At 68.4% G+C, this 18647-nt stretch carries 17 protein-coding genes; all 17 read right to left on the bottom strand.

Going from position 1 to position 18647, the window contains the following annotated elements:
• Positions 1–44: 44 nt before the first annotated feature.
• The 17 genes from aroA to Q7W51_06145 all read right to left on the bottom strand — a co-directional run bounded on the left by aroA (position 45) and on the right by Q7W51_06145 (position 18546).
• Complete coding sequence (aroA, locus tag Q7W51_06225; protein ID MDO8847964.1) at positions 45–1370, bottom strand: 3-phosphoshikimate 1-carboxyvinyltransferase; 1326 nt, start codon at positions 1368–1370, stop codon at positions 45–47.
• Entirely contained in the window at positions 1367–2497 is a 1131-nt protein-coding gene (locus Q7W51_06220; protein ID MDO8847963.1) for a prephenate dehydrogenase/arogenate dehydrogenase family protein, read from the bottom strand. The genes aroA and Q7W51_06220 overlap by 4 nt, the downstream gene beginning before the upstream one ends.
• The gene (aroF, locus tag Q7W51_06215) at positions 2494–3519 is read right to left on the bottom strand and encodes a 3-deoxy-7-phosphoheptulonate synthase (GenBank protein MDO8847962.1); all 1026 of its coding nucleotides are present in this window, start codon (positions 3517–3519) and stop codon (positions 2494–2496) included. The genes Q7W51_06220 and aroF overlap by 4 nt, the downstream gene beginning before the upstream one ends.
• 81 nt (positions 3520–3600) lie before the next feature.
• Complete coding sequence (gene hisC / locus Q7W51_06210; protein ID MDO8847961.1) at positions 3601–4701, bottom strand: histidinol-phosphate transaminase; 1101 nt, start codon at positions 4699–4701, stop codon at positions 3601–3603.
• Positions 4702–4781: 80 nt separating this feature from the next.
• The gene (locus tag Q7W51_06205; protein MDO8847960.1) at positions 4782–5390 is read right to left on the bottom strand and encodes a histidine phosphatase family protein; all 609 of its coding nucleotides are present in this window, start codon (positions 5388–5390) and stop codon (positions 4782–4784) included.
• Positions 5387–6136: an adenosylcobinamide-GDP ribazoletransferase gene (cobS, locus tag Q7W51_06200; GenBank protein ID MDO8847959.1), complete on the bottom strand. Its 750-nt coding sequence runs from the start codon at positions 6134–6136 to the stop codon at positions 5387–5389. Before cobS ends, Q7W51_06205 begins: the two co-directional genes overlap by 4 nt.
• A 1-nt stretch (position 6137) precedes the next feature.
• Positions 6138–7235 (bottom strand): nicotinate-nucleotide--dimethylbenzimidazole phosphoribosyltransferase, encoded by a 1098-nt coding sequence (cobT, locus tag Q7W51_06195; GenBank protein ID MDO8847958.1) that lies wholly within the window; start codon positions 7233–7235, stop codon positions 6138–6140.
• Positions 7217–7789, bottom strand: a complete 573-nt coding sequence (locus Q7W51_06190; protein ID MDO8847957.1) for a bifunctional adenosylcobinamide kinase/adenosylcobinamide-phosphate guanylyltransferase — start codon at positions 7787–7789, stop codon at positions 7217–7219. Before Q7W51_06190 ends, cobT begins: the two co-directional genes overlap by 19 nt.
• Complete coding sequence (locus Q7W51_06185; GenBank protein MDO8847956.1) at positions 7789–8571, bottom strand: pseudouridine synthase; 783 nt, start codon at positions 8569–8571, stop codon at positions 7789–7791. Before Q7W51_06185 ends, Q7W51_06190 begins: the two co-directional genes overlap by 1 nt.
• Positions 8546–9190: an SMC-Scp complex subunit ScpB gene (gene scpB / locus Q7W51_06180; GenBank protein MDO8847955.1), complete on the bottom strand. Its 645-nt coding sequence runs from the start codon at positions 9188–9190 to the stop codon at positions 8546–8548. The genes Q7W51_06185 and scpB overlap by 26 nt, the downstream gene beginning before the upstream one ends.
• 3 nt (positions 9191–9193) lie before the next feature.
• Entirely contained in the window at positions 9194–9931 is a 738-nt protein-coding gene (locus Q7W51_06175; protein ID MDO8847954.1) for a segregation/condensation protein A, read from the bottom strand.
• A 3-nt stretch (positions 9932–9934) separates the two neighbouring features.
• Complete coding sequence (gene trpS / locus Q7W51_06170; protein MDO8847953.1) at positions 9935–10936, bottom strand: tryptophan--tRNA ligase; 1002 nt, start codon at positions 10934–10936, stop codon at positions 9935–9937.
• A 73-nt stretch (positions 10937–11009) separates the two neighbouring features.
• On the bottom strand, positions 11010–11687 hold the full coding sequence (locus Q7W51_06165) for a site-2 protease family protein (GenBank protein ID MDO8847952.1): 678 nt from the start codon (positions 11685–11687) through the stop codon (positions 11010–11012).
• 16 nt (positions 11688–11703) lie between these two features.
• Positions 11704–14349, bottom strand: a complete 2646-nt coding sequence (locus Q7W51_06160; GenBank protein MDO8847951.1) for a CBS domain-containing protein — start codon at positions 14347–14349, stop codon at positions 11704–11706.
• 1 nt (position 14350) lies between these two features.
• The gene (locus tag Q7W51_06155) at positions 14351–15652 is read right to left on the bottom strand and encodes a thymidine phosphorylase (GenBank protein ID MDO8847950.1); all 1302 of its coding nucleotides are present in this window, start codon (positions 15650–15652) and stop codon (positions 14351–14353) included.
• Positions 15649–16851 (bottom strand): phosphopentomutase, encoded by a 1203-nt coding sequence (locus Q7W51_06150; GenBank protein ID MDO8847949.1) that lies wholly within the window; start codon positions 16849–16851, stop codon positions 15649–15651. Before Q7W51_06150 ends, Q7W51_06155 begins: the two co-directional genes overlap by 4 nt.
• A 24-nt stretch (positions 16852–16875) precedes the next feature.
• Positions 16876–18546, bottom strand: a complete 1671-nt coding sequence (locus Q7W51_06145) for an ATPase, T2SS/T4P/T4SS family (protein MDO8847948.1) — start codon at positions 18544–18546, stop codon at positions 16876–16878.
• Positions 18547–18647: the final 101 nt, after the last annotated feature.

Raw genomic sequence — 18647 nt, 5'->3', positions numbered from 1 at the left:
AGTCTCCCACGTCAGAGGTGGTGGCAACGGCATTCTAGCACGCGCTACACGACCCGAACGCTCGCGCCGAGGCGCTTAAGGTCGTCGGCGAACCCGGGATACGACACCTCGACCGCCCCGAAGTCCTCCACGACCGTCTCGCCCTCGGCGAGCAGCCCCGCCACCGCCCACGTCATCGCGAGCCGGTGGTCGCCGAGGGAAGACACATGCGCGGCGCGCAGTGCCGACGGGCCGGTGACCTCGAGCCAGTCCTCCCCCGCGCTCGCGTTGGCGCCGAACGCGTCGAGTCCCTCGTGGACCGCCCGGAGCCGGTCGGCTTCCTTTACCCGAAGCTCGCGTACGCCATTGAAGCGCGTGATCCCAGCACAGCCGGCCGCCACGAGCGCGAGTATCGGCACCTCGTCCACGAGGCGCGGGATCTCCTGCCACGGCACATCCACGCCCCGGAGCTGCGGCGTGTACCGAACGGTGAACTCCTCCACCGGCTCGGGGCCGGGCGGGATGCGAGGAACGCGGTCGATGTCCGCCCCCATCCGCTGCAAGACGAGCGCAAAGCCCACCCGCGTCGGGTTCATGCCGACCCCCGTGAGCTCGATCTCGCTCCCGGGGACCAACAAGCCCGCTGCCGCCAGAAAGGCCGCCGAGGAAGGATCGCCGGGAACCTCGATGTCGCACGCGAGGAGCGAGGCCGGACCCTTCACCGACGCCGTCATGCGGCGGACGTCCGAGGCGACGGGCACGCCGAAGGCCGGGAGCATGCGCTCGGTATGGTCGCGGCTGACTGCAGGCTCGGTCACGCTCGTGACGCCCTCGGCACGCAGACCCGCGAGCATCACGGCGGTCTTCACCTGAGCGCTCGCGACAGGGGTCGCGTACGCGATGCCGGTGAGCGCTCCGCCACGTACCGTGAGCGGGAGCGTTCCGTCCTCGGTCGCTTCGAACGTTGCGCCCATCGAGCGGAGCGGGTCCGTCACCCGCCTCATCGGCCGACGCGACAGGGACTCGTCTCCGGTGAGCGTGACCTCGATCGGCCACCCCGCAAGCACGCCCATGAGCAGTCGCGCCGTGGTGCCCGAGTTACCACAGTCGATCGGCCCCTCCGGCTGCTGCGGGCCTTCCGCGCCCCAGCCACGGACGGTGAGCGTCAGGCCACCCGGGCCGATTCCCTCCACGCGGACCTCGGCTCCCAGTGCCTCGACCGCCCTCATCGTCGAACGCACGTCGGCGCTGTCCAGCACACCGCTGAGATGCGATTCGCCCTCGGCCATCGCCGCAAAGAGGACCGAGCGGTGCGACATGGACTTGTCGCTCGGGACGCGCACAGAACCCGTCAGCGGCCGCTCCGAGCGTGTGACATGCAACCTGCTCACGAAGCGTCCTCCTCGAGCGCTTTCATCTGCGGTGCGAACCCACGGGACACCAGGTCCGCCATGAGCGCTTCGGCGTCGCCCTCGTCGGTCAATACGAGGCGCAGCACCGCGCTATCCTCGGACTGGTGGTCGATCTCGATGTCCTCGATGTTGCAGCCCGCGCGGCTCAGCGCGGTCGTGACGATGCCCACCACGCCGGGTTGGTCGGTGACGGGAACCGTCAGCTCGCGCAGGCGCGCGGTGGCGGGCACCCACTGGGCCGGAAGCGCGCGACGGACGTCGGCGGCGCCTGCGAGCCACGAGCGCACCGCATCGGCATCGCCCGCCTCCACCGACCGGCGAAAGTCGGCCAGCACGCCTTCGAGGCCGCTGATCCCGGCGATCACCGCGGGTGCATTGTCGAGGCAGATGCCCGTCCACAGATCGGGGCTGCCCGCAGCGATGCGCGTCATGTCCTTGAAGCCGCCCGCGGCCAGACGGAGCAGGTCCGCACCCGCCTGCTCGGCACGGCTGCTCGCGAGCTCCACGAGAGCCGCGGCAGCGACGTGCGGGACGTGGCTCACGATCGCGACCGCCTCGTCGTGTGCGGAGGCGTCGACAGACACCACCCGCGCGCCAAGCGAGGTCACGAACGCATGCACCATCCGGTAGGCGTCCATGTCCGTGTCGTGCGTGGGCGTGAGGATGTAGTAGACGCCCTGGAAGAGCGTTGCCGAGGCGGCAGTCACGCCACTGCGCTCAGACCCGGCCATCGGATGACCGCCCACGAACCGGTAGCCGCCCCCGGCATTCAGAGCCGCCTCGACGACGGCCCGCTTGGTGGACGCGACATCGCTCACGATCCCGGTGTAGCCGAGCTCCGCGAGCCGCGCGAGCCACAGCACGGTCTCCGCGACCGGGGTGCCGAGAACGATCAGATCGGCACCATCGCCGGAGAGCCACCCCGCATCGGCGGCCTGTTCGGGCGTGAGGGCCTCGTCGACGAGGTTCTCGGCCACCGCGAACCCGAGCGTCTCCGGGTCCGGGTCCACCGCGCGCACCCTCCGCACCCCGGCCCGCCTGGCAGCCGCAGCCACCGAGCCGCCGATGAGCCCCAGACCCACGACCGTCAGGCGCTGGACGGTCACCGAGTCTCCCCCGCCCGCTTGCCCTCGAGTGCGATTCGCGGACCGAGGTCGTCCATCAGCACACCGAAGTCGGCCGGCGTGAGCGACTGGGGTCCGTCGCAGCGCGCGTGCTCGGGGTCGGGGTGGACCTCGACCATGAGGCCGTCTGCCCCCGCTGCGATGCCGGCGCGGCACATCGGGGTGATGAGGTCGCGGCGGCCGGTAGCGTGCGAGGGATCCACCACGACCGGCAGGTGTGTGAGCGACTTGAGCGCGGCCACAGCAGCAAGATCGAGCGTGTTGCGGGTGTACGTCTCGAACGTGCGGATACCGCGCTCGCACAAGATCACGTCGCGGTTCCCTCCCTTGAGGATGTACTCGGCGGCCGATAGCAGCTCCTCGATCGTCGCCGAGAGACCGCGCTTGAGCAGGATCGGCCTGGCCATCGTGCCGAGCTCGTCGAGCATCATGAAGTTCTGCATGTTCCGTGCTCCGACCTGCAGGATGTCCGCGTACTCGGCCACTACCGCGGCGTCGCGGACGTCGAGCACCTCGGTCACGACCGGCAGACCGACCGCATCGCCCGCAGCGCGCAGCAGCTTCAGGCCCTCCACGCCCATGCCCTGGAAGGCGTACGGGCTCGAGCGGGGCTTGAACGCGCCACCGCGGAGCATCGTGGCGCCAGCGGCTGCCACGCCACGCGCGGTCGCGAACATCTGCTCTTCGCTCTCGATGGAGCACGGACCCGCGATGATGCCGAACGCTCCCCCGCCGATGGCGGTCGCCCCCACCCGCACCACCGTGTCCTCCGGCTGGAAGTCGCGGCTGACGAGCTTGAACGGCTTGAGCACCCGAACGACCTGCTCGACACCCGGCAGGCCTTCGAACTCGAGCGAGTAGATGACCTCACGGTCCCCGATGACGCCGATGATGGTCTTGACCTCACCGCGGGACAGATGCGCCTCGGCACCGGCCTCGGTGAGCAGATCGACGACGTGCTGAACGTCTTCGGCAGACGCATGGTCTCGCATGATGACGAGCATGGCCTCTTCACCCCTCTCGCACGCCCGGTGCGTGCGCGTGTGACGGTCCCGGATAACCGGCCGCCACGGGCCCTGCAGCCTCTAGATGCTGCCGAACCGGGCGACGGCCGCTTCCAACGCCTCGATCGTCCTGCGTGAGTCCTCTTCTGTGCCGATACCCACCCTGAGCGCGGGTACGGCGCCGAACCCTCGGACGATCACGCCCTGCTCGAGCAGGGCCTCGAACACTTCGACCGGCCGCTCCGTCTTGATCCAGACGAAGTTCGTCTCCGACGGCACCCAGGAGATGCCGAGCCGGTCGAAGCCCGAATACAGGTACGTCTTCTGTTCTTGGTTCTCCGCCTTGCGGCGCGAGACCTCGGCCTCGTCGTCGAGCGAGGCGACAGCGGCGGCCTGCGCCACCGAGTTCACGTTGAACGGCTCACGGATGCAGTCCACCGCGTGTACGAGCGGCTGTGGAGCGAAGCCGTAGCCCACACGCAGGCCGGCGAGCGAATAGATCTTCGAGAAGGTGCGGAGCACCACGATCCGGCCGTCAGGGGTGAAGTAGTCCATGCCATCGGGGTAGTCCTCGGCCGACACGAACTCGAAGTACGCCTCGTCAAGCACGAGCAGCACATGCTCGGGCACGCGCGCGAGGAAGCGATCGAACTCGTCGCGGCTGTAGTAGGTGCCTGTAGGGTTGTTGGGATTGCACAGGAACACGATGCGCGTGCGATCGGTGACCGCCGCCAGCATCGCGTCGAGATCGTGCGCGGCCGACGCATCGAGCGGCACCTTCACATGCGCGCCGCCGAACATGGTGGTGACCATCGGATACACGATGAACGACGGCCAGGCGTACACGCCCTCGTCGCCCGGTCTCAGGACCGCCTGCGCGATGAGACGCAGCAGCTCGTTGCTGCCGTTGCCGACGAGGATCTGCTCGGCGGGAATGCCGTGCCGGGCGCTCAGCTTCTCCTTGAGCGCTGCACACGAGCCCTCGGGGTAGCGGTTCAGTTCGGCGAGCTCCCGCTCCATTGCGGTGACTGCCGAAGGAAACGGCGGGTAGGGGCTCTCGTTGCTGGAAAGCTTGCAGATGTCATCACGGCCCGAGCGCTCGCGCACCTGCTCCTCGCGCAGACCGGGGGCGTACGGCACGAGCGTGCCGAGCTCCTCACGGATCATCCGGTCCCAGTCCATGCGCGCTGCCTCCCCGAACAACGATGTCCGAGGATTGTCCCGCACGACGCGAACACACGCAAGCATGCGCCGACGGCGCGCTACGCGCGGTCTTCGCTCAGCTCGGGCGGCGGAGTGAGGCTCTCGAGCACGCCCACGCCTTCGGCGATGCGGATCACGGCGACCGTGGCGTTCGGCACGGCGAAGTGCCAGCCGCACTCGACAGGCAGGTCGAGGGTGTGCATGAGCAAGCGCCGCATGACGCCACCGTGCGTGACCACCACCGCGCGCTCCGGCCCCGCTTCGATGTGCACCCCCGCCCGCCGAACGCGCGCGTCGAAGGCGGCCCCGGTCTCGCCGTCGGGCGCGATCGGGCCGCTGCCGGTGTACTGGAGGCGGATCCCGCGCTGAACGATCTCGTCGTAGGTGAGGCACTCCGCCTGTCCGAAGTCGATCTCCTGCAGGTCCTCCAGAACCGACACCGCGCACCCTTCCGGCGCGATCGCACGTGCCGTCTCGAGTGCGCGGCCGAGTGGCGACGTGTAGACCGCGTCCGCGCCCCACGGCGCTACCAGGTTCGCAAGCCAGGCGCGCTGACGCAGGCCGCGCTCGCTCAGCGGCGAGTCCGTGCGGCCTATGTAGCGCGACTCCACGTTGGCAACCGTCTCCGGGTGCCGGATGAGCATCAGGTGACGGTGCGCCGCGCTCACAGCAGCCCGCCTGCCAGCGCGCCGCCCACAAGGACCGCGGTCTCGCCCAGAAGCACCGTGGCGCCCAGCACGTCGCCCGTGATGCCGCCAAAGCGCTTGGCGAACGGCCCCGGCACGACGAACGCAACCAGCAGGGCGCCTGCAAGCGCGAGCACGCGCGCGCCGCGCGCATCAGGCGCCGAGGCGAGCAGCGGCAGCACGGGAAGCGTGAGCATGGCAACGCCGACACCGGCTTCGCGCTCGGCGTAGCGAGCGGCAAGCCCATCGGCGCGCGCCGGATCGCGCAGCGAGAGCGCCATCCCGGCACCCCAGCGCCCGACGATCGGCGCGGCACCGAGCGCCCACCACGCGCGACTCTCGATGATCACGGCGATAGCCGCGATCTGCAGCGCCGCCACGAGCACGACCGCGAGAACGCCGAACGCGCCTGTGGTGCTCCCCCGCATGGCCTCAAGGCGCCGGGCGGCGTCGCCACGCACGCCGAGACCGTCTGCCGAATCCGCAAGGCCGTCCCAGTGAAGGAATCCGGAGAGCAGCGCCCATGAAGCGACGACAACAGCGGCTGCGAGCAGCGCGGAGAGCCCATCGGCACGGCCGAGCCACACCGCTCCCGACGCGATACCAACGGCGATCGTCGCGAACAGCCACCCGACGAGCGCGAAGTACCGCGCGGGATGGACGCCGTCGACACCCCCGAGGGGAACGATCGTGAGCAGCCGCACCGCCGTGGCGATGTCGCGCAACACGCTACCGGTCCTCTTTGGCGCTCACGCCCGCCTCGGCGAACGTGGCCATGCCGTTCATCATCTGACACGCCGCACCCATGATGCCGATGCCGAGCGCCGCGCCGGTCCCCTCACCAAGGGACATCCCGAGGTCGATGTAGGGCTCGAGTCCGAGCGCTACGAGCGCCACACGATGACCGGGTTCTGCCGACAGATGCGATGCGAAGGCGTACTGCATGCACGCAGGACAGATCATCGCGGCGGCGAGCGCCGCCGAGCTCGCGATGAACCCGTCCGTGACAACGCACGCCGCTGCCGAGGCGCCGCCGATGAGCACGCCGGCCATCGCGGCGATCTCGTACCCGCCAAAGGCGGCGAGCGTGCCGAGTGGGTCGTCCCGGTCCGGCTTGTGCAACGCGAGCGCCCGGTTCACGAGCGCCGTCTTGCGCGAGAGGACCGCATCATCAACGCCCGTCCCCCGCCCGACCACACGGTTGACGGGGACGTTCGTGTACGCGGCCACCAGAGCCGATGCCGCCGTGGAGTTGCCGATACCCATCTCACCGATGCCGATGACCCGCACGTCGTCGAACGCGAGATGGCGCGCCAGATGCGCACCCACGAGGAACGCCTCGGCGGCTTCCTCGCGCGTCATCGCCGGCTCCTTCATGAAGTTGCGGGTGCCGGGCCGCACCTTCTGCTGCAGCACGCCCGCAAGCCCGCTCGTGTCGCCCGCCACGCCCACGTCCACCAAGATCAGGCGGGAGTTGAACTGCCCCGCAAGCTGGTTGATCGCCGCTCCGCCGCTCACAAAGTTCGCGACCATCTGCTGCGTGACCTCGGCCGGCCAGGCGGACACTCCCTCCTCCACAACGCCGTGATCGCCTGCGCAGAGCACGATCGCCGAGGGGTCGGTCCTCGGTCTGTCGGTGCCCTGAGCCCGCGCCATACGCGCGGCGAGCTCCTCGAGACGCCCGAGGCTGCGCGGCGGCTTGGTGAGGCTGTCCAGGCGCTCCCAGGCCCGCTCGTACCAGATCGGGTGGGGCTCGGACACTGCTGCCACGAATTCGAACAGCTCGGCTTCCATCGGACCCGGCGTGCCTACGGTTCGCGTGGCCACGAGACCTCCTGGGTGAGTTCGTGCAATGGGATGGACCTGCCTTCTATCACGAGCCACGCCGCATCAGCAGCATCCACCAGCGTTCGGTTCGCCCGGCCGAGGACATCTCGGAAGAGCCTGCCGAGCGGTGTGGCGGGAACCACGCCCCACCCGACCTCGTTGGTGACCACCACCGTAGGCGCCTCCCGCGCGATCAGCCACGACACGACCGCATCGGCAAGCGCATCGGCCCGCTCCTCGGTCAGCGCATCTGTCACCTCGACGTCATCGGTCACGAGTGCTGCGAGCTGCACGCCAAGCACGGTGCCCATGCAGTCCACCAGAAGACACGCCTCGTCGGGTACCCGATCGTACCAGCACGGGTCTCCGGCCGTCTCGATCACCGTGACATCGGCGCTGCGTCCGGCCTGATGACGCTCGATCCGACGACGCATCTCCTCGTCGTCGGGCTGCCCTCCCGCTGCGAGGACCACCGCGCGACCGGACGCTATCGCGAGTGCCAGCCCCTGCCGGGACTTCCCGCTGCGCACCGGACCTGTGAGCACGACGAGCATCAGCGCACACCCGTCGCACAGCCGCGCAACGACGCGACCTCGGCATCGGTGAGCGCACGCACCGACCCCTCGGCAAGGCGGCTGAGCGTGAGCGTACCGTAGGCGACACGCGTGAGGACGCGCACCGGGTGGCCGACCGCCGAGAGCATGCGGCGCACCTGACGCTTGCGCCCCTCGCGCAGCGTGAGCTCCACGACCGCCGAGTCGCCCCGACGCTCGACGATCCGCGCATCCGCCGGGGCGGTGCGACCGTCGTCGAGGTCGATGCCCTCACGGAGGGAGCGCATGTCGCAGACGTCGGGCACGCCGTCCACTTCGGCGCGATAGACCTTCGGCACGTGATGGCGAGGGTGCATCAGCAGGTGTGCGAACTCACCGTCGTTGGTGAGTAGCAGCAACCCGGTGGTGGCGTAGTCCAGGCGGCCGATCGGGAAGAGGCGTGGCGCACCATCGGGGATGAAGCGGGCCACGGTCGTGCGGCCCTGGGGATCGTCGAGCGTCGTCACCACCCCGGCTGGCTTGTTCAGCATGAGATACCACAGGAGCGAGGGCGGTTCGATCACGCTCCCGTCCACCCGTACCTCATCGGTGCCGGCCACGATCTTCTCGCCGAGGGAGGCTACCGGACGCCCGTTCACGCTCACGCGACCGGCTAGGATCAGCTCCTCGGCGGCACGGCGCGATGCCACCCCGGCTCGCGAGAGATACTTCTGTACCCGCTCCGGCCCGACGGGTCCGGCGGCGGACGGCTCGGCGTCAGTCGATTTCGACGTCCTCGTCACCCTCGTCCTCGTCTTCGGCATCGTCTTCATCGATGTCGAGCACGCTGCCCTCCAGCGCATTCAACCGTTCGCGGATCGCGCGTTCGCTGTCCGGGTCGGGCGCAAAGTCCTCGAGCGGCGGCAGTTCCGAGAGGTCCTTCAGGCCGAAGCGCTCAAGGAAGGTGCGGGTCGTACCGTAGAGGATCGCGTTGCCCGTGTTCTTGTCGCGGCCCGCCTCGCGCACGAGGCCCTTCTCGATGAGCGAGGAGATGACCGCCTCGCTGTTCACTCCGCGCACGGCGTTCACACCCTGGCGTGTCACCGGTTGGTGGTAGGCGATGACCGCAAGCGCTTCGAGCGCCGCCTGCGAGAGCCGCCGCGTGTCCCACGAGAGGACGTACTCCTCCACATAGCCGTGGTACGCCGGGTGCGTGTACAGCCGCCACCCGCCTGCCACCTCACGAAGCTGGAACCCGCGATTCTCCTCGGCGTACTCGGCCGCGAGGAGCGTAAGCGTGCTCTCGACCTCGCCCTGACCCACGTCGAGCACCTTCGCGAGCCTGCCCGCGGGCACCGGCTCATCGGACACGAACAGTAGCGCCTCTATCGCGCCGACGATCTCAGCGTTGTCGCGGCCCATGCGCTAGTCTCCCATTCCCACGATCTCGATATCTCCGAACTCCTCGGCCTGTTCCAGGCGGACCAGTCCGCGCTTGTACAGCTCGAGGATCGCGAGGAACGTCACCACGAGCTCCTCCAGCGACGCGTTCTCGCTCACCATCTCGCGGAAGCTCGTTCGCCTGCCCTTGCGCATCATGCGCGCGACGCCCTCAACATGGAGCTCGAGCGAGATAGGCGCCGAGGCGACGTGGTCCGCCTCCAGCAGGAAGATCTCGCGCTTGTGCACGAGATCCGCGCACACCACCGCCAGGCCGTGCAGGGTGATGCCCTCCAGGTAGTCCGGCATCAGCTTCAGGAACGGCTCCTCAAGGCCCGCAGCCCGTGCGTGCATCAGCGATTCGGACTCGTAGCGCGCCGCCAGCTCGGCGGCGGCGTTCTTGAACTGCTTGTAGGCGAGCAGCCGTGCGATCAGCAGCTCGCGCGCCTCCTCGGGCGACATGTCGTCGAACTCGGCCATCTCGAGGGGCTCGTCGCGCGGCAGCAGCGCCGCGGCCTTGATCTCGAGCAGCGTGGCGGCAACGAGCAGGAAGTCGCTCGCGACATCCAGGTCGAGGTCCGGCATCCGGTCCAGGTACTCGAGGTACTGGTCCGCGATGTCGGTGATCGAGAGGTCGGCGATATCGACCTTCTGCTTCGCCACCAGCTGAAGCAGCAGGTCGAAGGGGCCCTCGAACGCCTCTGTGCGGACGCGGTAGGTCATGCGTTATCGCTCGGCGTCTACGTGCATCGCCCGGCGGACGTCGCCCATGAGGTCCTCGACCTCGGGACGGACCTTGGCGGCACCCGCAGCAAGGACTTCCCAGGCATACCCCGGCGACGCCGCAAGCTCCGCGCGGCGCGTCCGGAACTCCCGTAGGTATCCGTTCAGGTCCTCCACGAGCTTGCGCTTGTGTGCCACACACCCGCACTCGGCCACCCTGCAGCACCGGTCCCACTCGGCGATCTCACCCGCGTCGGATGCCACCAGTTTGTGAATCTGCTGCAGCGGGCAGATGTCGGGATTGCCCGGATCGGTCTTCAGCTTGCGCGCGGGATCCGTGATCATGCTCATCACCTTGGCAGCAGTCTCCTCTTCGCTCTCCGAGAGGTAGATCGCGTTGCCGTAGCTCTTGGACATCTTGCGGCCGTCGGTGCCGGGCACGCGCGCACCCTCCTTGGCGATGAGTGCGTCGGGCTCGGGCAGCAGGTCGCCGTACTGGTTGTTGAAGCGCCGCACCACCTCGCGGGTGAGCTCGAGATGCGGCAGCTGGTCTTCGCCCACCGGCACCATGTCGCCCCGCACGATGCTGATGTCCGCCGCCTGCATGAGCGGGTACAGGAAGAAGCCGACGTTGCCGAGGTCCTTCTCGGCGATCTGCTCACGCTGCTCCTTGTACGACGGCACGCGCTCGAGCCACGTCATCGGCGCGACCATCGAGAGGTACATCGTGAGTTCGGCGACCTCGGGTACGTCGCTCTGACGGTAGATCGTGGACTTGTCGGGATCGATGCCGGCCGCGATCCAGTCGAGCACCATCTCCTCGGTGTACTGACGGATGGCGTGCGTGTCCTGCCAGTCGCTCGTGAGCGCATGCCAGTCGGCCACGAAGTAGAACGCCTCATACCTGTCCTGCAGCTCGCGCATCGCGAGCAGGTTGCCGAACCAGTGGCCGAGCGTGAGACGCCCCGTGGGGCGGTAACCGGTGAGCACGCGCTTCTTGGGCATCGGGGTGTGAGGCTCCTCGCTCGGCGACGGATGGGGGTATTCTACCGCACCGCAGCACCTACGGACGCGCGGCTCAGACGCCGGTGAACAGGTGCATCAGCGGCGCCACCGTGCGATCGAAGTACCAGCCGATGGGGTCGATGCCGAGGTAGTTCGGCAGGAGCAGCACCACGACGAAGAACACGAGGATCCCGTACCGCTCGAACTGGTGGTACTTCGCCAGCGCGCTGTCCGAAAGGAACAGCGGGAGCACGCGCGATCCGTCGAGCGGCGGAATCGGGATGAGATTGAAGAACATCAGCACCAGATTGAGCTGCGCGAAGAAGTACAGTGCGTACCACACCCAGCCGAGGAGGGTGACCTGCGGGTCAGCCTGCGTGCCGACTGCGAGCGTACCGAGCGATAGCGCGCGCGTGATGAGACCCGCGACCAGGGCCAGCACGAGGTTGGTCGTGGGACCTGCCAGGCCGGTGAGCATCATGCCTTTCCGGTAGTCCTTGTAGTAGTTCGGGTTGATCGGCACCGGCTTCGCGTAGCCGAAGATAGGCCCCCCACCCGCCCACAGCAGGAGCGGCAGCAGAATCGTGCCGAAGGGGTCTACGTGCTTGATCGGGTTGAGGCTCAGCCTCCCCCGCATCTTCGCCGTGGGGTCACCGAGCCGGTACGAGACGTAGCCGTGCGACACCTCGTGCAACACGATCGCGGGCACGAACATGGCGAGTTCGAGCACACGAATCCAGAAATCGGACACAGGGGCCTCCGAAAGGCTACCGCGACTCGCGCCGGGCGAGTCGCTTGAGGTTGGCGAGTTCGGCGTCGCGTCCCACCGCTTTGGCGTCCAGGCGGTCGGCGCGAGCCTGAGCAAGGATAGCAGCAAACGAGGGGCCGGGCGTGAGGCCGAGCGCAATGAGGTCGGCGCCAGTCACCGCCGGGCGCATGGGGGCGAGCACACGCACGTACTCCTCCACGCGCTCGCGCACCTCCGGTGTGCCGACCGCCCACAAATAGACAAGCGTCTCGGCGGGCAGCGCCTCCAGGAGGTAGTACAGGCGGCTTGCACGCATCCTCCGCCGGTCCTGAAGTCGCGTTCCCAGACCGCGCGCCCGCTCGGCGGTGGCCACGGCCGGCTCGGTGTACTCGCGGCCGAAGCGCAGCCACCGGCACCACCGCTCCGCCTCGGCACGACCTGCAGTTCCGGCGAGCGCCGCCACGAGCGTCGTGCGCCTGCGCGGCGGACGCACAAACGCCGGACCGAATTCGCCGACGGCACGCGTGACCGCATCGAGGCCGGCGATCGCATCGGCAGCGTGCACGCCGTCGGGCAGCAGCCCGGTGAGCGCACCGAAGTCGTCGAGGCGCCCGAGGATCCCGGCAGGTTCATCCTCGTCGATGACATCGAGCAGCTCCTCGCGGATCCGCGCGCCGCTCACCTCATCGAGCATGCTCATCTCCGCCGCCTGGCGCGCCAGCGCCTCGCTCGACGGATCGAGGGCGAACCCGAACTTCTTCTCGAATCGCGCAGCCCGCAGGATGCGCGTCGGATCCTCAACGAACGAGAGCGAGTGCAGCGCACGCACGGCACCGCGCTCGAGATCGAACAGTCCGCCGAAGGGGTCGGCGATCTGCCCGAAGCACTCGGGGTTCACGCACACCGCCATCGCGTTCACGGAGAAGTCGCGGCGGAACAGGTCCTGCCGAAGCGACGAACGCTCCACCGTGGGGAGCGCACCCGGCCGCTGGTAGTACTCGGTGCGCGCACTCGTGATGTCGATGTGGAGCGTACGCGACCACACGAGCACCGCCGTGCCGAACCTGCGGTGCACCTTCACGCGTTTGCCGAGCCGTTCGGCGGTCTCGAGCGCAAACGTGAGCCCGTCGCCTTCGATCACGATGTCGAGATCGAGGTTCTCGCGCCCGAGCAGCATGTCGCGCACGAACCCGCCCACGGCATGCGCGCGCAGCCCCGCCTCGTCGGCAAGGCGCCCGATCGTGCGGACCGCTTCCTGCGCGTCTTCGGGAAGCAGCGCGAGCGAGCCGAGGAAGCGACGCGACGCTTCGTCGTGCTGACGCGTGAGCTTGCGGTCCAGGTACGACTCGCCGTGTTCGGCGCGCAGGAGGTCCTTGCGCGTGACGATGCCGGTGAGCACGCCGCCATCGACCACCGGCACGCGGCCGATGCCCGTGCGTACGAGCAACCGCTCGAGGTCGGCGAGGTCGGCGTCCGGCCCCACGGCTATCGGGTCGCGCGCCATGAAGCCGGTCGCCGGCGCGTGTCCGAGTCCGTGCCGCGCGGCCTTGTCCACGTCCTTGCGCGTCACGAGGCCCACAAGCCGCCCGTCCTCAATAACCGGCAGTCCTCCGTGGCCCCAGGTCGCCATGATGCGCCCCGCCTCGGCCATAGGGGTCTGCGGGTCGATAGAGCGCACCGGGGCCGAGGCGATGTCGGCCGCGCGCATCGGCGGCGTGACTTCCTCGAGGAGGGCAGCGCGCAGGCGCGGGAGGATATCGGCGACCGTGGCATCGCGCAGCGCCGCGGCCGCCGCCTGGGGGTGCCCGCCGCCACCGATGTGCTTGAGGACCGCTCCGATGTTCACGTCGGCGAGCCGGCTCCGACCCACCACCTGCAGCCGCTCGGGCATCGCCACCAGCGCGATCGCCACGCGATAGCCGAGGTCCTCGCAGATGTAGTGCGTGAGAACCGACGCCGAGTCGATGTACTCCTCGGCACTCGCCCACCCCACGGCGACCTCCTGGCCGTGGATGTCCCACACCTCGAGCGTGTCCAGGAGCAAGTCGAGGACGACGCGCTGCGCGGGCGTGAGCGCACGCGATAGGAACTGGTTGAGGACCTCCATCTCGGCGCCGGAGGCCATGAGGAACGCCGCGGCTTCGGCGTCGTACGCGGTCGTCCCGGGGTACGTCAGCGATCCGGTGTCCTCGTGGATGCCGAGGAGCATCACGGTCGCCTCGAGCGGGGTGATCGGAATACCGCGGTCGCGAATCTCGTGCACGAGTATCGAGGTCGTGGCGCCCACGCTCATCGAGTAGTCCTCTGCGGGCGTGAGATCGCCCGGCTGGCGCGGATGATGGTCGTAGACGATCACCTCCACGTCGGGCCGCTCCACGACCGAGCGCAACTCCCCCACACGCCCCGGCTCGCGCGTATCAACCATGATCACGCGCTCGATGGCGTCGAGATCGAGCGTCTTGAGATCCGTGAACGCCACGAAGTCCTCATGCAGGTTGTGGAACTCCCGCACGTTGGCATTCTGGCTGCCGAGGTAGACCGCCCGCGTGTCCTCGTAGAGCTTCGTGGCCGCCACCATGGCTGCGTACGCGTCGAAGTCGGGATTCGCATGCCCCACCACGATCCCCGTGATGCGCGTGCTGTGCCGGGACTGGCGGCGCGTCATGTCATGCCTCGAGGAACAGTGGAGGCGACGGCGCTTCCTCCTTGCCGATGTGCACCGCAGCGAGCAGCCGCTCCTCGGCCTCATCGAGACGCGACACGTCGTTCGTGTAGAGCGTGCCGAGTACGTCTCCCGCCTCCACGCGGTCGCCCGTCTTCACGTCCAGCTCGAGGCCAGCGCCGGGGTCGATCGCGTCTTCCTTGCGCGCGCGGCCCGCGCCGAGCTCCATCGCCGCGCGTCCCACACCTTCGGCATCGAAGCCGCCGACCCACCCGGCCTCGCGCGCGGGCACATCCCGCGTGTGCGCGCCGATCGGCAGCAGCCCCAGGTCGTCAGCCACGCCCGGGTCGCCGCCCTGCGCCCTCACCCACGCCCGGAACGTCTCGAGTGCCCTTCCGCTCGCGATCGAATCGAGCAGCAGATCGCGTCCCTCGCGTTCGTCTTCGGCCACTTCGCCTAAGACGAGCATCTTCGCGCCGAGAACGAGACACAGCTCTGTGAGATCGCCCGGACCCTCGCCCTTGAGCGTGAGCACCGCTTCGCGGACCTCGAGCGCGTTACCCACCGCCCGTCCGAGGGGCTGATCCATGTCGGTGAGCACGCACACGACCTTTCGGCCCAGCAGCTCGCCCACACGTGCAAGCTCGGCTGCGAGCGCCCTCGCGTCCTCCTCGGTCTTCATGAACGCACCCGAGCCGACCTTCACGTCGAGCACGATCGCGTCGGCGCCGCCTGCGACCTTCTTCGAGATGATCGAGCCCACGATGAGCGGCATCGACGGCACGGTGGCCGTCACGTCGCGGAGTGCGTACATCTTCTTGTCGGCGGGGTCCACGTCGGGACTCTGCCCGATCACGGCCACACCTACGTCGCGCACCTGCGCGAGAAACGCATCCGGCTCGAGCGTGACGCTGAACCCGGGGATCGACTCCAGCTTGTCGAGGGTGCCGCCCGTGAAGCCGAGACCGCGCCCGCTCATCTTGGCCACCGGCACGCCGCAGCTGGCTACGAGCGGCGCGAGCACGAGCGTGGTGGTGTCGCCAACGCCGCCGGTGGAGTGCTTGTCCACCTTGACGCCGGGGATGCTCGAGAGATCCACCATCTCACCCGATCGCGCCATCGCTTCGGTGAGCGCGGCCGTCTCGGCGCTGTCCAGGCCGCGAATGAACGCGGCCATCAGCCACGCTGCCATCTGGTAGTCGGGCATCTCGCCGGAGACGAACGCCTCCACGAGGCGCTGCAGCTCCTCAGGCGTGTGCGTCCCGCCGTCGCGTTTGACCTCGATGAGCTCCTCGAGCGATCTCATGCTTCCCGCACCTCCCGAAGGAACGAGTCCCCACGCCCGCAGCGGTCCCGCAGTCCGTAGAAGTCGAGCACCGTCTCACCGATGTCGCCGAAGGTCGCGCGCGCGCCAAGGGCCACGCCCGAATCCACGCCTTTGACCTTGGCGATGAGAGGCGTGTACTCCCGGCTGTGATCCGTGGAATCCGTCGTCGGGTCGCACCCGTGGTCGGCTGTGATGATGAGCAGATCACCGTCGACCATCGCATCGAGCAGTTCCGGCATTCGGCGATCGACCGCCTCGAGACCCGCTGCGTACGCCTCGGCGTCGTTACGGTGCCCCCACAGCATGTCGAAGTCCACGAGGTTGCAGAACACGAAGCCCTGCTCTGGCCTGCGAACTTCGCACAGCAGGTGGTCGAAACCGTCCATGTTGTCGGTCACGTGCGGCGAAGACGTGACCGCCTGCCACGCGAAGATGTCGCCGATCTTGCCCACGCCGAAGACGGGCACGCCGGCATCTTGCAGCAGATCGAGCACGGTGGGTTCGAGCGGCTTCACCGCGTAGTCGCGCCGGCGATGCGTACGCTGGTAGACGCCGTGCTCGTCCGGCCCCACGAACGGTCGCGCGATCACGCGACCTACGAGGTGTTCTCCGACAAGCATCTTCCGCGCGATCTCGCAGGCGTCGTAGAGGTTGTCGAGCCCGAAGCGCTCCTCGTGTGCGGCGATCTGGAACACCGAGTCCGCCGAGGTGTAGACGATCGGCAGACCGGTGGCCATGTGCTCGTCGCCGAGCTCGTTGATGATGACCGTCCCGCTCGCCACCGAGTTGCCGAGCACGCCCGAATACCCGGTCAGCTGGCAGAACTCGTCGATCACCTCTGGCGGGAACCCGTCCGGGTACGTCGGGAACGCCTGCTCGAGCACGAGACCCATCATCTCCCAGTGCCCCGTGGTCGTGTCCTTGCCCGCCGAACGCTCAGCGTTGCGGCCCCACGAGGCGACGGGTGCATCCGTGGGCGGTACGCCAACGATGTCGGTGATGTTACCCAGCCCCATCGCGCCGAGCACCGGCATGGTAAGGCCGCCGACCGCCCGCGAGGTATTCCCGAGGGTGTTCGAACCCTCGTCGCCGTACTCCCCGGCGTCGGGAAGCGCTCCGGCGCCCACGCTGTCGAGCACGAGTACGATCGCGCGCGGGGCGCGCTCACTCTCACTCACGTGTGTCCTCCTGTGACGACGAGGCTACAGCACCACGCGGGCGATCTCGTCCAGGCTGGTGATGCCGGAAGCCACCTTTTCGAGCGCATCTGTCCGCAGGGTCTTCATTCCCGCGACGAGTGCTGCGCTACGCAACGCCTCCGAAGGCGCCTCGGCAAGGAACAATCGCTCAAGCTCGCTATCCATCGGCATGATCTCGAACACGCCGATGCGGCCGTGGAACCCGGTGCCGTGGCACTCATCGCAGCCGCCTTCGTGCTTCTGATGGACGGTGCGTACTCTGAGCTCGTCGAACGCGAACCCGCGATCCGTGAGCATCGCCTTGCTGAGCCGCACCGACTCCTTACACGACGGGCAGAGTCGGCGCACGAGCCGCTGCGCCACAACGCCGATGAGCGCGCTCGAGGCCACGAACGGTGCGACCTCCATGTCGGTGAGCCGCGTGAGCGCCGAAGGCGCATCGTTGGTGTGGATCGAGGACAGCACGAGATGTCCGGTGAGCGCGGCGCGCGTGGCGATCTGCGCGGTCTCCGCGTCACGGATCTCGCCGACCATCACCACATCCGGGTCGGAGCGCAGCACCGTGCGGAGCAGGTGCGCGAACGAGAGTCCGATGCCTGCGTTCACCGCCATCTGCGTGATGCCGGTGATCTGGTATTCGATGGGGTCCTCGATCGTGATGATCTTCCGACCCGGATCGTTGATGCGCATGAGGGCCGCGTACAGCGTGGTGGACTTGCCCGAGCCCGTCGGCCCGGAGATCAGGATCTCCCCGTAGCTGCGGGACAAGAACCGCTCCATCAGCGCGAGATGCTCGTCGCACATACCCAGATCCGCGAGCGTCTGCTGATTCGCCTCATGGTTCAGAAGCCGGATCACGATGTGCTCGCCGAACGGCGTGGGCAGCGACGCCACGCGCATGTCAACCGCGCGGTCGTTCACCACGAGGCCGATCCGGCCGTCCTGCGGACGTCTGCGCTCGGCGATGTCCATCTCGGCCATGACCTTCACGCGGCTGAGAATGCCCGCGCGGGCCGAGGATGGCGCCGTCATTACTTCGTGGAGCACGCCGTCAACCCGGAAGCGGACACGCACGCCGTGCGCACCGGGCTCGATGTGGATGTCGCTTGCCTGATCGAGGACCGCTTCGCGAACCAGCTGGTTGACGAGCCGCACGATCGGGACGTCTTCGTCCCCGACGGCGATGATCTCCTCGGCTTCCTCGGTATCGGCGGTGATCGCAAGGCTCTCGAATGCGTCCGCCGAAGTGATGTACTTCTCGATGGCATACGTGATCTGCGCCTCGGTGGTGACGACCGGGATGACGTTGCGCCTGGTACGCAGATGCACGTCATCGATGGCCTCGACATCAAGCGGGTCCGCCATCGCGAGCACGAGCGCGTCGTCGCGGAAACCGATGGGGATGATGATGGAGCGCTGCGCCACCCTGGCAGGGATAAGCGAGGCGGCATCGCGATCGATCGGGAACATCGGGAGGCTGACGTACTCGAGCCCCTTCTGCTCGGCGAGGGTGCGCGCGATATCTTCGTCGCTTGTGGCGCCCATCGCGACGAGCGTGCGGCCGAGCTTCCCTCCCGAGTCGTGCTGCACCGTGAGTGCGGCATCCAACTGCTCGTCGGTGACGACTCCCTCTCGAAGCAGCAGCTGGCCCAGCCTGTCCCTTGTGTACTCCACCCCAGACCCCTCTCGAGCGGCTGCGCGCACGCGCGAACGCGAGGTCGGCGCGGCGACCACCAGCCCAATCGTAGCAGAAGCGCGGACCCCCCTCTCGGGGA

The sequence above is a fragment of the Coriobacteriia bacterium genome, assembly GCA_030652115.1.
Taxonomy (GTDB): domain Bacteria; phylum Actinomycetota; class Coriobacteriia; order Anaerosomatales; family Anaerosomataceae; genus UBA6100.
This window is presented reverse-complemented; position numbering and strand designations above follow the sequence as displayed.

Coding starts and splice junctions, on each gene's coding strand:
- trpS (MDO8847953.1), bottom strand. CDS start 10,936: ATGCCCAAGAAGCGCGTGCTCACCGGTTACCGCCCCACGGGGCGTCTC.
- hisC (MDO8847961.1), bottom strand. CDS start 4,701: ATGGACTGGGACCGGATGATCCGTGAGGAGCTCGGCACGCTCGTGCCG.
- Q7W51_06175 (MDO8847954.1), bottom strand. CDS start 9,931: ATGACCTACCGCGTCCGCACAGAGGCGTTCGAGGGCCCCTTCGACCTG.
- Q7W51_06160 (MDO8847951.1), bottom strand. CDS start 14,349: ATGACGCGCCGCCAGTCCCGGCACAGCACGCGCATCACGGGGATCGTG.
- Q7W51_06190 (MDO8847957.1), bottom strand. CDS start 7,789: ATGCTCGTCGTGCTCACAGGTCCGGTGCGCAGCGGGAAGTCCCGGCAG.
- aroF (MDO8847962.1), bottom strand. CDS start 3,519: ATGCTCGTCATCATGCGAGACCATGCGTCTGCCGAAGACGTTCAGCAC.
- scpB (MDO8847955.1), bottom strand. CDS start 9,190: ATGGGCCGCGACAACGCTGAGATCGTCGGCGCGATAGAGGCGCTACTG.
- Q7W51_06155 (MDO8847950.1), bottom strand. CDS start 15,652: ATGAGATCGCTCGAGGAGCTCATCGAGGTCAAACGCGACGGCGGGACG.